11 protein-coding genes and 1 tRNA gene are annotated in these 12,707 nt (G+C 70.9%); 11 read left to right on the plus strand and 1 reads right to left on the minus strand.

Annotated features, from left to right (window positions below; all coding sequences use genetic code 11):
- Nucleotides 1-9: 9 nt before the first annotated feature.
- The 5 genes from ACFV9J_RS39350 to ACFV9J_RS39370 are packed head-to-tail and all read left to right on the plus strand — an operon-like array spanning nucleotide 10 to nucleotide 3,638.
- Nucleotides 10-789 (plus strand): 4'-phosphopantetheinyl transferase family protein, encoded by a 780-nt coding sequence (locus ACFV9J_RS39350; RefSeq protein ID WP_385362870.1) that lies wholly within the window; start codon nucleotides 10-12, stop codon nucleotides 787-789.
- Between the two features lie 7 nt (nucleotides 790-796).
- Nucleotides 797-2,440: an acyl-CoA carboxylase subunit beta gene (locus ACFV9J_RS39355; RefSeq protein WP_385362872.1), complete on the plus strand. Its 1,644-nt coding sequence runs from the start codon at nucleotides 797-799 to the stop codon at nucleotides 2,438-2,440.
- Nucleotides 2,437-2,712, plus strand: a complete 276-nt coding sequence (locus tag ACFV9J_RS39360) for an acyl-CoA carboxylase epsilon subunit (RefSeq protein WP_385362874.1) — start codon at nucleotides 2,437-2,439, stop codon at nucleotides 2,710-2,712. Before ACFV9J_RS39355 ends, ACFV9J_RS39360 begins: the two co-directional genes overlap by 4 nt.
- The gene (locus ACFV9J_RS39365; protein ID WP_385362876.1) at nucleotides 2,709-3,281 is read left to right on the plus strand and encodes a nuclear transport factor 2 family protein; all 573 of its coding nucleotides are present in this window, start codon (nucleotides 2,709-2,711) and stop codon (nucleotides 3,279-3,281) included. The genes ACFV9J_RS39360 and ACFV9J_RS39365 overlap by 4 nt, the downstream gene beginning before the upstream one ends.
- A 30-nt stretch (nucleotides 3,282-3,311) precedes the next feature.
- Entirely contained in the window at nucleotides 3,312-3,638 is a 327-nt protein-coding gene (locus tag ACFV9J_RS39370) for an acyl carrier protein (protein ID WP_385362878.1), read from the plus strand.
- Nucleotides 3,639-3,785: 147 nt separating this feature from the next.
- Here the strand turns inward: ACFV9J_RS39370 and ACFV9J_RS39375 are convergent.
- A tRNA-Leu gene (locus ACFV9J_RS39375) sits at nucleotides 3,786-3,872 on the minus strand.
- A gap of 526 nt (nucleotides 3,873-4,398) precedes the next feature.
- On the opposite strand from ACFV9J_RS39375, the gene fhaA reads away from it, so the two are divergent.
- The 6 genes from fhaA (at nucleotide 4,399) to pknB (ending at nucleotide 12,640) form a co-directional block, all read left to right on the plus strand.
- Complete coding sequence (gene fhaA / locus ACFV9J_RS39380) at nucleotides 4,399-5,277, plus strand: antibiotic biosynthesis regulator FhaA (RefSeq protein ID WP_385362880.1); 879 nt, start codon at nucleotides 4,399-4,401, stop codon at nucleotides 5,275-5,277.
- A gap of 10 nt (nucleotides 5,278-5,287) precedes the next feature.
- A complete protein-coding gene (gene fhaB, locus ACFV9J_RS39385) occupies nucleotides 5,288-5,806 on the plus strand; it encodes an antibiotic biosynthesis regulator FhaB (RefSeq protein WP_003975090.1) in 519 nt (172 codons plus the stop codon).
- 141 nt (nucleotides 5,807-5,947) lie between these two features.
- Nucleotides 5,948-7,495: a Stp1/IreP family PP2C-type Ser/Thr phosphatase gene (locus tag ACFV9J_RS39390; RefSeq protein ID WP_385362883.1), complete on the plus strand. Its 1,548-nt coding sequence runs from the start codon at nucleotides 5,948-5,950 to the stop codon at nucleotides 7,493-7,495.
- Between the two features lie 27 nt (nucleotides 7,496-7,522).
- Nucleotides 7,523-8,962: an FtsW/RodA/SpoVE family cell cycle protein gene (locus ACFV9J_RS39395; protein WP_385362885.1), complete on the plus strand. Its 1,440-nt coding sequence runs from the start codon at nucleotides 7,523-7,525 to the stop codon at nucleotides 8,960-8,962.
- Nucleotides 8,959-10,431 (plus strand): peptidoglycan D,D-transpeptidase FtsI family protein, encoded by a 1,473-nt coding sequence (locus ACFV9J_RS39400; RefSeq protein ID WP_385362887.1) that lies wholly within the window; start codon nucleotides 8,959-8,961, stop codon nucleotides 10,429-10,431. Before ACFV9J_RS39395 ends, ACFV9J_RS39400 begins: the two co-directional genes overlap by 4 nt.
- A 190-nt stretch (nucleotides 10,432-10,621) precedes the next feature.
- The gene (pknB, locus tag ACFV9J_RS39405) at nucleotides 10,622-12,640 is read left to right on the plus strand and encodes a Stk1 family PASTA domain-containing Ser/Thr kinase (protein WP_385362889.1); all 2,019 of its coding nucleotides are present in this window, start codon (nucleotides 10,622-10,624) and stop codon (nucleotides 12,638-12,640) included.
- Nucleotides 12,641-12,707: the final 67 nt, after the last annotated feature.

Raw genomic sequence — 12,707 nt, forward strand, 5'->3', positions numbered from 1 at the left:
CGGCCGGACGTGGCAACCGGCGCGCCGCGGCTGCCCGTGCCCGGGCAGCTCGACGTCTGGCTGGTGCGCCGCCCCCGGCTGGACACGGCGGCCGAAACGCTCGCCCTGGACGAGCTGAGCGAGCCGGAACGCCGCCGCACCGCCTCCTTCGTCCGCCCCGCCGACGGGGTCACGTACGCGTCCGCGCACATCGCGCTGCGCCGGCTGCTCGGCGCCTACCTCGGGCTGCCCGCGGCGGACGTCCCGTTCGTGCGCGAGCCCTGCCCCGGGTGCGCCGGGCCGCACGGCAGACCGGCCGTCCGCCATCCCGACCCGCCGCTGCACTTCTCCCTGGCGCACAGCCACGGGATGGCCGTGGTGGCCGTCTCCCGCGCCGTGCTCGGCGTGGACGTGGAGCGGCTGCCGCGGGCCGAGACCGTCGAGGTGTGCGCCGCGGCGCTGCACCCGGGCGAGCAGTCCGAGCTGGCACGGCTGGGCCCCGAGGAGCGGCGCCTGGCCTTCGGCCGGATCTGGACCCGCAAGGAGGCCTACCTCAAGGCGCTGGGCACCGGACTGTCCCGCGATCCCGCCCGGGACTACCTGGGCGCCGACCAGGACCGCCGGCCGGATGGCTGGACGCTGCTGGACCTGGCGTCCGGCCCCCGGCACAACGCCGCCGCCGCCGTGGGCGGCGCGCCGCCCGAACGGGTCGCCGTGCGCTGGCTGCCGCCCACCGCGACACACGTCGACGGGTCGGTGGACCTGACCGCCGGCGCCGCGACCACCCGCGTATCCGACTGGGGAGCGTGACACGACGATGTCGACCGACCAGAGAACCGAGCAGACGACCGAACAGACGACGGAGCAGACGGCCGAGCGACAGCCGCTGCACCGGCGCGAGCACCGGGGCCAGTGGAGCGCCGAGGAGCGCATCGAGGAACTCGGCCTGATCAAGCAGGCCGCCCGGCACGGCGACCCGACGGCCACCGAGCGGCAGCACGCCAAGGGGAAGCTCACCGCCCACGAGCGGATCGAACTCCTGCTCGACGAGGGGTCGTTCACCGAGGTCGAGATGTTGCGCCGGCACCGCGCCACCGGCTTCGGACTGGAGAAGAAGCGCCCCTACACCGATGGCGTGATCACCGGCTGGGGCACCGTCCACGGGCGCACGGTCTTCGTGTACGCCCACGACTTCCGGGTGTTCGGCGGCGCCCTCGGCGAAGCGCACGCACTGAAGATCCACAAGATCATGGACATGGCGACCTCGGCCGGCGCGCCCCTGGTGTCGCTCAACGACGGAGCGGGCGCCCGCATCCAGGAGGGCGTCTGCGCGCTCGCCGGCTACGGCGGCATCTTCCAGCGCAACACCAGAGCCTCCGGGGTGATCCCGCAGATCAGCGTGATGCTCGGCCCCTGCGCGGGCGGCGCCGCCTATTCACCGGCGCTGACCGACTTCGTCTTCATGGTCCGCGACATCGCGCAGATGTTCATCACCGGCCCGGACGTGGTGAAGGCGGTGACGGGCGAGGAGATCAGCCAGGACGCCCTCGGCGGCGCCGACGTCCACGCCACCGCGTCCGGTGTCGCGCACTTCGCCTACGACGACGTGCGCAGCTGCCTGGAGGACGTGCGCCACCTGCTGTCCCTGCTGCCCTCCAACAACCGCGAACTGCCACCGGCCGCGCCCGGCCCCGACCCGGCCGACCGGCGCACCGACCGGCTGCTGGAGATCGTCCCCGACGACCCCGGCCGGGTCTACGACATCCGCGCCGTCATCGAGGAGATCGTCGACGACGGCGACTACTTCGAGGTGCACCCCGGCTGGGCGACCAACATGGTGTGCGCCCTGTCCCGGCTCGACGGCGAGGTCGTGGGCATCGTCGCCAACCAGCCCACGTCGTACGCCGGGGTCCTGGACATCGACGCCAGTGAGAAGGCCGCGCGGTTCGTGCAGTTCTGCGACGCCTTCAACATCCCGCTGGTGACGCTGATCGACGTCCCGGGCTTCCTGCCGGGCGTCGACCAGGAGCACAACGGCATCATCCGGCGCGGGGCCAAGCTGCTGTACGCCTACTGCAACGCCACCGTGCCGCGCGTCTCCCTCGTGCTGCGCAAGGCCTACGGCGGCGCGTACATCGTGATGGACTCCCGCTCCATCGGCTCCGACCTGGCGCTGGCCTGGCCCTCCAACGAGATCGCGGTGATGGGCGCCGAGGGCGCCGCCAATGTCATCTTCCGCCGGGAGATCGCCGCGTCGGACGACCCCGAGGGCACCCGCGCGCAGAAGATCAAGGAGTACCAGGCGGAGCTGATGCATCCGTACTACGCCGCCGAACGCGGCCTCATCGACGACGTGATCGACCCGCGGGACACGCGGCGCGCCCTCGTCGGGGCCCTGTCGATGCTGCGCGGCAAACAGGCCGACCTGCCGTGCCGCAAGCACGGCAACCCCCCGCAGTGAGCGGGACGGACGGCGCGGACGCCGCCGACGGGACCGCGGTCGTCCGGATCCTGCGGGGCCGGCCCACCCCCGCCGAGATCGCCGCCCTCACCAGCGTCCTGCTCGCCCGCGCCGCCGCCCTCGGCGCACTCCCGCCCGGCCCGCCCCGCCCCCGGCCGACCGCGGGCTGGCGCCGCCCGGAACGCACCGCCGCGCACCGCGACCCCCGTGGCTGGCACACCGCCGGCGGCCCGGGCGGCCGCCCACCCAACGGAAAGGACCTGGTCCCATGACCCGCCCACCCTCCGGCCCCGCCGCCGGCCCGGACACGATCACCCTCGCCCGGGCCGAGTTCGACGCCCTGCGCGCCCAGGTCCGGGCACTGAGCGACCGGACGGCGATCGCCGAACTGGTCGACCGCTACGTCACCCTGCTGGACACCCAGGACGAGCACGGTTTCGACGACGGCTGGCCCGCGGAGGTCTTCACCGAGGACTGCCTGCTGGAGTTCCCCGTCGGCACGCTGGAGGGACGGGAGACAGCCGCCGCCTTCCACTTCGACCGCAAGTCCCGGTTCGCCCGGACCCATCACCTGGCGTCCAACTACGGCATCACCACGGACGGCGACACCGCCCGGATCCGCGTCCACCTCGTCGCCTCGCACGTGCACCGCGAGGACGGACCCGACCCCGGCGGCCGCTTCGACATCGGCGGCCACAGCGCGGCCGAGGCGGTCCGCACCCCCGACGGCTGGCGGATCCACCGCTGGCGGTTCCACCTGACGTGGTCGGACGGGGCCGGCCCGCGACCCGGCCCCGAAGCGCACGCCCTGCGCGCCTCCCAGCCCCGCCCCCGCACCTGACCGACCCGCACCCGACGAAAGGACACCACCGTGCCGGGCAACCCAGTCACCCTCGACACCGACGCCCTGCGAGACCTCCACGGCGCGGCCCGCGTGCGGGCCTTCGAGACGTTCCTGTGCCGCAGCCTGGCACCCCACCTCCACGTCCCGCCGGCCCACCGGGTCTCCCTGACCCGGCCGCTGTACGCCCAGGGCATCGACTCGCTGACCGCGCTGGCCCTCCAGCGCACCCTGGAGTCGGCGCTGGGAATCCCCGTCCCCTCGCACCAGCTGCTGCGGGAACAGACCGTCGGGGAACTCGCCGCCGTCCTCAGCACCACGACGGAGCGGGCGGCTCCCGAGGAGGCCGCCGGCTGATCACCGGCCGCCGGACGACGGCCCTGTGAGCAAAGTCTCAGACCCGGGGAGCGGTCTCCTCCGCGACCCGGCGCACAGCAGAACGGGGCGGCATCTTCACGATGCCGCCCCGTCTTTTTGCGTATCCAGAGCGTCTGCAACGCTCCGTGGTGCGCGAGGGGGGAGTTGAACCCCCACGCCCTTGCGGGCACTGGAACCTGAATCCAGCGCGTCTGCCTATTCCGCCACCCGCGCATTGGGTGTGTCTTTTGGGCTTTTCCTTGCGGTCCGGCGCCTTCCGACACGAGAACATTAGCACGCTGGAAGGGGTCGATTCACATCCCTTTCCCCCGGCGGAGCAGGGCGCCCGACCTCCTTCGGGCACTCGTCCCGGTCCGTGGCCGTTCACGTATCAACCTCGTACCGGTCCGGCCCGTCTCCCCAGGAGCCGGTGGGGGACCGCACTCAGGTGCGGGACACTGGTCTGCGGCCGCCTCTACGATCCTGGGCATGAGTTACCTGCGGGAGCACATCCCGAAGGTCCGCCGGAGTTCGAAGGGGAGCCCCGGCGGGAACTCCGAGAGGCGTCGACACCCGTCGACCGGGCCGACAGGGGGAACCAGCCGATCGACCGGCGCGTGGATACGATCAGTAAGCAGTACCAGGTGGGCAGTGCACGGACGCCCGGCACTGCGCAACGCAGCACGACGCAAGGCAGCAGTTCGCAAGGCAGCAGTACGCAAGGCAGTCGACAGGACGGCAGCTACGGAGGAGGTGCCCCATGGGAGTCCTGAAGAAGTTCGAGCAGCGTCTCGAAGGTCTGGTCAACGGCACCTTCGCGAAGGTGTTCAAGTCCGAGGTGCAGCCCGTGGAGATCGCGGGAGCGCTCCAGCGCGAATGCGACAACAACGCGACCATCTGGAACCGCGACCGCACCGTCGTGCCCAACGACTTCATCGTGGAGCTGAGCACGCCCGACTTCGAGCGCCTCAGCCCCTACTCCGGACAGCTCGGCGACGAGCTGGCCGGCATGGTCCGCGACTACGCCAAGCAGCAGCGCTACACCTTCATGGGACCGATCAAGGTCCACCTGGAGAAGGCGGACGACCTCGACACCGGCCTGTACCGGGTGCGCAGCCGTACGCTCGCCTCCTCCACCAGCCACCAGGGCGGCCCCGGCGCCGCCGCACCCCCGGCACCGCCCGCGCGGCCCGCCGGACCGGGACCGGGCGGTGGATACGGCTACCCGCCGGCCGCCGCCCCCGCGGGCGCCCCGCCCATGCCCTCCGCGCCGCCGCCCGGCGGCCGGCCCGGCGGCTACGGCTACCCGCAGCCCGCCGGCGGCCAGCAGCCCCCGGCCGCACCCGCGCCCGGCGGACGCACCCGCCACTGGATCGAGATCAACGGCACCCGCCACCAGATCTCCCGCGCGACGCTCGTGATGGGCCGCAGCACCGAGGCCGACGTGCGGATCGACGACCCCGGCGTCTCCCGCCGGCACTGCGAGATCCGGACCGGAACGCCCTCGACGATCCAGGATCTCGGGTCCACCAACGGCATCGTGGTGGACGGGCAGCACACCACCCGCGCTACGCTCCGCGACGGCTCACGGATCGTCGTGGGCAGCACCACCGTTATCTACAGGCAAGCCGAAGGGTGATCCGGGGGCAATGTCAGAGCTGACCCTCACGGTCATGCGGCTGGGTTTTCTCGCCGTACTGTGGCTGTTCGTGATCGTGGCCGTGCAGGTCATCCGCAGCGACCTGTTCGGTACGCGGGTCACCCAGCGCGGCGCGCGGCGCGACGCCGCCCGACCGCAGCAGACCGCCACGCGCCAGGGCCAGGCGCCTCCACCGCAGCGCCAGCAGTCCGGCGGGGGCCGCGGCCGCCGGGGCGCGCCCACCAAGCTGGTCGTGACGGAGGGCACGCTCACCGGCACCACCGTCGCCCTCCAGGGCCAGACCATCACGCTCGGCCGGGCACACGACTCGACGATCGTGCTGGACGACGACTACGCCTCCAGCCGCCATGCCAGGATCTACCCGGACCAGAACGGCCAGTGGATCGTCGAGGACCTGGGCTCCACCAACGGCACCTACCTGGACCGGGCCCGGCTGACGACCCCCACACCGATTGGCCCCGGGGCGCCGATCCGCATCGGCAAGACCGTCATCGAGCTGCGGAAGTAGTGCTACACCAATGAATGAGCGCGAGCGGAGCGAGCACGCAGCGGCGGCCGGCACCCCGGGCCCCGGCGCGCTCCCGACCGGAGGGTGGGCAGTGTGGCTCGACACGACCGGCTGCAGTCGGAGCCGACGGGCGAGGTGCGCATGAGTCTGTCACTGCGCTTCGCCGCCGGTTCCCACAAGGGCATGATCCGGGAGGGCAACGAGGACTCCGGCTACGCCGGTCCGCGCCTGCTCGCCATCGCCGACGGCATGGGCGGCCAGGCCGCCGGTGAGGTCGCCTCCTCCGAGGTGATCTCCACCATCGTCGCCCTCGACGACGACGTGCCCGGCTCCGACGTCCTCACCTCCCTGGGCCACGCCGTCCAGCGCGCCAACGACCAGCTGCGGCAGCTGGTCGAGGAGGACCCCGCCCTGGAGGGCATGGGCACCACCCTGACCGCCCTGCTGTGGACCGGCCAGCGCCTGGGCATGGTCCACGTCGGCGACTCCCGCGCCTACCTGCTGCGCGACGGCGCCCTCACCCAGATCACCCAGGACCACACCTGGGTGCAGCGCCTCGTCGACGAGGGACGGATCACCGAGGAGGAGGCGGGCACCCACCCGCAGCGCTCCCTGCTGATGCGCGCCCTCGGCAGCGGCGACCACGTCGAGCCCGACCTGTCCATCCGCGAGGTGCGGGCCGGCGACCGCTATCTGATCTGCTCCGACGGGCTCTCCGGCGTCGTCTCCCACCAGACGATGGAGGACACCCTCGCCAGCTACCAGGGCCCCCAGGAGACCGTCCAGGAGCTGATCCAGCTCGCGCTGCGCGGCGGCGGCCCCGACAACATCACCGTCATCGTCGCCGACGTCCTCGACCTCGACACCGGCGACACCCTCGCCGGGCAGCTCTCCGACACCCCCGTGGTCGTCGGCGCCGTCGCCGAGAACCAGGCCCAGATGGGCGACAACGGCATCATGCAGACCCCGGCCGGGCGCGCCGCGGGCCTCGGCCGCCAGGGCGGACAGCGCGGCGGGGGCGGCGAGTTCGGCCCGCCCGGCAGCGGCGACGTCACCGGCTTCATCCCCACCGGCGGCTTCGACGACTACGGCCCGGACGACTTCGTCAAGCCCCGCAAGAGCCGCAAGTGGCTCAAGCGGTCCCTCTACACCGCCCTCGCCCTCGCCGTCATCGGCGGCGGCTGCTACGGCGGCTGGCGCTGGACCCAGACCCAGTACTACGTCGGCACCAACGACGACCACCTCGCGCTGTACCGGGGCATCAGCCAGGACCTCGCCTGGGTCTCGCTCTCGAAGGTCCAGAAGGACCACCCCGAGATCGAACTCAAGTACCTGCCGCCCTACCAGCAGAAACTGGTCGAGGCCACCATCCCCGAGGGCGACCTCAACGACGCCCGGGCCAAGATCGAGGAACTCGCAGTCCAGGCCTCCGCCTGCAAGAAGCAGGCCGACCGGCGCACCGCGGAGACCGAGAAGAACGCGAAGACCGGCGAGGGCGAGGCCGGAGGCACCACGGGAACCAGCCCCGCCTCCTTCACGTCCAAGGCCTCGCCCAGCCCGAACCCGTCGGACTCGGCGAAGGCACCCGAATCGTCCGAGTCCCCGTCCACGACCGCACCCACTCCAGGCTCAGGACCGACCCTCTCGGAGGAAGAGCAGAAGGTCGTCTCGCTGTGCGGTAAGCAGTAGGCAAGCCGTGAGAGGCCCCGTCACACGATGAGCAGTACTACCAACCCGTCGACGCACCACACGTCCACGATCGGCGCCATCGGCGCCCCGAGCCGGCGCAACACCGAGCTGGCTCTGCTCGTGTTCGCCGTCCTCATCCCGGTCTTCGCCTACGCCAACGTGGGCCTGGCCATCAACGACGAGGTGCCCGCGGGCCTGCTGAGCTACGGCTTCGGCCTCGGCCTGCTGGCCGGCGTCGGCCACCTCGTCGTGCGCAAGTTCGCCCCGTACGCGGACCCGCTGCTGCTGCCGCTGGCCACCCTGCTCAACGGCCTCGGACTCGTCGCCATCTGGCGCCTGGACCAGTCGGAGCGGCTCCAGTCGAGCAAGCTGTTCGTCGAGGCGGCGCCACGCCAGCTCATGTACTCCGCACTCGGCGTCGCCCTGTTCGTGGCCGTGCTCGTCTTCCTCAGGGACCACCGCGTCCTTCAGCGCTACACCTACATCTCCATGGCCGGCGCGCTGGTCCTGCTGCTGCTGCCACTGGTTCCGGGCCTCGGACACGACAACTTCGGCGCCAAGATCTGGATCAAGATCCCCGGTCTCGGCACCCTCCAGCCGGGCGAGTTCGCCAAGATCGTCCTGGCGGTGTTCTTCGCGGGTTACCTCATGGTCAAACGCGACGCCCTGGCCCTCGCCAGCCGCCGCTTCATGGGCCTCTATCTGCCCCGCGGACGCGACCTGGGTCCGATCATCGTCGTCTGGATCATCTCGATCCTGATCCTGGTCTTCGAGACCGACCTCGGCACCTCGCTGCTCTTCTTCGGCATGTTCGTGATCATGCTGTACGTCGCCACCGAGCGGACCAGCTGGATCGTCTTCGGTCTGTTGATGTCCGCAGTCGGCGCCGTCGGCGTGGCCTCCTTCGAATCCCACGTACAGCAGCGCGTCCAGGCCTGGCTCGACCCGATGCATGAGTTCGAGCTCAGCCGGCAGGGCGTCTTCGGCCACACCGAGCAGTCCATGCAGGCCCTGTGGGCCTTCGGCTCCGGAGGCACCCTCGGCAGCGGCTGGGGCCAGGGCAACTCCGACCTCATCGGCTTCGCCGCCAACTCCGACTTCATCCTCGCCACCTTCGGCGAGGAACTCGGCCTCGCCGGCCTGATGGCCCTGCTCCTGCTCTACGCCTTGATCGTGGAGCGCGGCGTGCGCACCGCCCTCGCCGCCCGCGACCCGTTCGGCAAGCTCCTCGCCATCGGCCTCTCCGGCGCCTTCGCCCTCCAGGTCTTCGTCGTCGCCGGCGGTGTCATGGGCCTCATCCCGCTCACCGGTATGACCATGCCCTTCCTGGCCTACGGCGGTTCCTCCGTCATCGCCAACTGGGCGTTGATCGGCATTCTGCTGCGCATCAGCGACACCGCGCGCAGACCGGCACCCGCCGCGCCCGCCAGCCCCGACGCCGAGATGACCCAGGTGGTCCGACCGTGAACAAGCCACTGCGCCGAATCGCGCTCTTCTGCGGCCTCCTGGTCCTCACCCTGCTCATCCGGGACAACTGGCTCCAGTACGTCCAGGCCGACGAGCTGAAGGAGGACGAGCACAACCGCCGGGTCGCCATCGAGCGGTACGCCAGCCCCCGCGGCGACATCATCGTCGACGGCAAGGCCATCACCGGACACGCCACCACCGAGGGCGACTTCAAGTACAAGCGCACCTACCAGGACGGCGCCATGTGGGCGCCCGTCACCGGTTACGTCTCCCAGGCCTTCGGCGCCACCCAGCTGGAGTCCATCGACGACGGCATCCTCACCGGCAACGACGACCGGCTCTTCTTCCGCAACACCCTCGACATGATCACCGGCAAGAAGCGCGAGGGCGGCAACGTCGTCACCACCCTCAACAGCGCCGCCCAGAAGGCCGCCTACGACGGCCTGAAGAAGCAGGGCGCCAAGGGCGCCGTCGTCGCGATCGAGCCGTCCACCGGCAAGATCCTCTCGATGGCCTCCTACCCGTCCTACGACCCCACCGTCATCGCGGGCAGCAACGAGGCGGCCGGCGAGGCCTGGAACAAGCTCCAGAAGAAGAACAACCCCGACGACCCGATGCTCAACCGCGCGCTGCGCGAGGTCTACCCGCCCGGCTCCACCTTCAAGGTGGTCACCGCGGCGGCGGCCCTGGAGCACGGCCTGTACGACTCGGCCGACGAGAAGACCGACTCCCCGCTGCCCTGGACGATGCCCGGCACCACCCAGGAGCTGCCCAACGAGGGCGACCTCCCCTGCAAGAACGCCACCCTCCGCGAGGCCCTGCGCGTCTCCTGCAACACCGTCTTCGGCAAGGTCGGCTACGACCTCGGCAACGACGAGATGCTGGAGACGGCCGAGAAGTTCGGCTTCAACGAGGAGCAGTTCGTCCCGGTCCGCTCCAGCGCCTCCCGCTTCTCCGACGACATGAACGACTCGCAGGTCGCGCTCTCCTCCATCGGCCAGTTCAACACCGCCGCCTCCCCGCTGCAGATGGCCATGGTCACCTCGGCCATCGCCAACAACGGCACCCTGATGAAGCCGTACATGGTCGACGCGCTCCAGGCGCCCAACCTCGACACCATCGAGAAGACGGACCCCGAGGAGATGAGCAAGCCGCTGTCCGCGGACAACGCGCAGATCCTCCAGTCCATGATGGAGACCGTCGTCGAGAAGGGCACGGGAACCAACGCCGGGATCGACGGCGTCAAGGTGGGCGGCAAGACCGGTACCGCACAGCACGGTGTCGACAACAGCGAGAACCCCTACGCGTGGTTCATCTCGTACGCCAAGGCCGACGACGGCAGCTCGCCCGTCGCCGTGGCCGTGGTGATCGAGGACGAGAACGCCAACCGCGACGACATCTCCGGCGGCGGCCTCGCGGCACCGATCGCGAAGAACGTCATGGAGGCCGTCATCGACAGCAAGAAGTGACCGCGCCATGAACGGGGCGTGACTCCGGTCACGTCCCCTTCACATCGGCGCACGTTGCGATACCGGTCCTGTATCGGCTGCCCGGCTCGGCCGAAGGGCCAGGAGCGAGCCGGGTACGGTAGGCCGGACGGCAGCCTCCGACCGTACAAGCATGCCGGTCGGGACCGACGGAGAGGGCTGGTAGGTAACCATGGAAGAGCCGCGTCGCCTCGGCGGCCGGTACGAGCTGGGCCCTGTGCTCGGCCGTGGTGGCATGGCGGAGGTTTACCACGCTCATGACACCCGGCTCGGACGCCAGGTGGCGGTGAAGACACTCCGCGCGGATCTCGCGCGTGACCCGTCCTTCCAGGCCCGCTTCCGCCGGGAGGCCCAGTCGGCCGCCTCGCTCAACCATCCCGCGATCGTGGCGGTCTACGACACGGGCGAGGACTACATCGACAACGTGTCGATCCCGTACATCGTCATGGAGTACGTCGACGGCTCCACACTCCGTGAGCTGCTCCACTCCGGCCGCAAGCTGCTGCCGGAGCGGACGCTGGAGATGACCATCGGCATCCTCCAGGCACTGGAGTACTCGCACCGGGCCGGCATCGTCCACCGCGACATCAAGCCGGCCAACGTCATGCTCACGCGCAACGGCCAGGTCAAGGTCATGGACTTCGGCATCGCCCGCGCCATGGGCGACTCCGGCATGACGATGACCCAGACCGCCGCGGTGATCGGCACCGCCCAGTACCTCTCCCCGGAGCAGGCCAAGGGCGAGCAGGTCGACGCCCGGTCCGACCTGTACTCCACGGGCTGCCTGCTCTACGAGCTGCTCACCGTGCGGCCGCCCTTCGTGGGCGACTCCCCGGTGGCCGTCGCCTACCAGCATGTGCGCGAGGAACCGCAGGCGCCCAGTGTCTTCGACCCCGAGATCACGCCCGAGATGGACGCGATCGTGCTGAAGGCCCTGGTCAAGGACCCGGACTACCGCTACCAGTCGGCCGACGAGATGCGCGCCGACATCGAGGCCTGCCTCGACGGCCAGCCCGTCGGAGCGACCGCCGCGATGGGCGCCATGGCCGCGGGCGGCTACGGCGCCTACCCCGACGACCAGCCGACCACCGCCCTGCGCTCGGACGGGGGCGGCGGCGCCACGACCATGCTGCCGCCCATGAACCCGGACGACGGCGGCTACGGCTACGACGAGCGCCCCGACCGGCGCCGCCAGCAGCCCCGCAAGAAGAACACCTCCACGATCTTCCTGGTCCTGGCCGGCGTCCTCGTCCTGGTCGGCGCCATCCTGATCGGCAAGTACGCCTTCAGCGGGGACGGAGGGCCGGGCAACGACAAGGTCCCGGTGCCCGCCTTCATCGGCCTGAGCAAGGCCGACGCCCAGCAGCAGGCCGACAACATCGACCTGGTGCTGACGTTCAAGCAGCAGGAGTGCGAGGACCAGCCCAAGGGCAACATCTGCTCCCAGGACCCCAAGCAGGGCACCGACGTCGAGAAGGAGTCCACCGTCAACCTGGTGGTCTCGACCGGCGCGCCCAAGGTCGCCGTCGACAACGTGATCGGCAAGAACGTCGACGAGGCGAAGAAGCAGCTCGAGGACAAGGGCTTCGAGGTCGAGACCAAGCAGACCGAGTCCTCCCAGGACGAGGGCACGGTCCTCAGCCAGAACCCCGACCCGGGCAAGGAACTGGAGAAGGGCTCCACGGTGACCCTGGAGGTCGCCAAGGCCGAGGAGAAGGCCACGGTGCCCGATGTCGTGGGCCGTACCTGCGACGAGGCCAAGGCCCAGGTGGAGAGCGGCGGCGACCTGACGGCCGTCTGCACGGACCAGCCGACGAACGACCCGAACCAGGTCGGCAAGGTCATCTCCACCACGCCCCAGTCCGGCACGCAGGTCGACCCGGGCTCGAAGGTCACGATCGTCGTCGGCAAGGCCGTGGAGAAGACGAAGGTGCCGGAGGTCCGCGGCAAGACCCTCGCGGAGGCCCGGCAGATCCTGCAGCAGAGCGGCTTCACCAACGTGCAGGTCGCCCAGGGCTCCCCGGGCGACGACAACGCGAAGGTGTTCGCCTCGAACCCGCAGCCCGGCACTGAGGTCGACGACCCGGCCGCCACGCCCGTCACGCTGATGACCGTCCCCGGCAACGGAAACGGCAACGGCGGAAACGACAACGGCGGCACCATCGCCGGCCTCCCCGGCTTCGGCGACTGACCCGCCCGGCCGCCCGCCCGGCCGCCCGATCGACCGGAGCCCCGGTCCCCTCAGCTCGGCTGAGGGG

The organism is Streptomyces sp. NPDC059906, from assembly GCF_042730645.1.
Classification (GTDB): Bacteria; Actinomycetota; Actinomycetes; order Streptomycetales; family Streptomycetaceae; genus Streptomyces; species Streptomyces rubrogriseus.

Coding starts and splice junctions, on each gene's coding strand:
- ACFV9J_RS39355 (WP_385362872.1), top strand. CDS start 797: ATGTCGACCGACCAGAGAACCGAGCAGACGACCGAACAGACGACGGAG.
- ACFV9J_RS39365 (WP_385362876.1), top strand. CDS start 2,709: ATGACCCGCCCACCCTCCGGCCCCGCCGCCGGCCCGGACACGATCACC.
- fhaA (WP_385362880.1), top strand. CDS start 4,399: ATGGGAGTCCTGAAGAAGTTCGAGCAGCGTCTCGAAGGTCTGGTCAAC.
- fhaB (WP_003975090.1), top strand. CDS start 5,288: ATGTCAGAGCTGACCCTCACGGTCATGCGGCTGGGTTTTCTCGCCGTA.
- ACFV9J_RS39390 (WP_385362883.1), top strand. CDS start 5,948: ATGAGTCTGTCACTGCGCTTCGCCGCCGGTTCCCACAAGGGCATGATC.
- ACFV9J_RS39395 (WP_385362885.1), top strand. CDS start 7,523: ATGAGCAGTACTACCAACCCGTCGACGCACCACACGTCCACGATCGGC.
- pknB (WP_385362889.1), top strand. CDS start 10,622: ATGGAAGAGCCGCGTCGCCTCGGCGGCCGGTACGAGCTGGGCCCTGTG.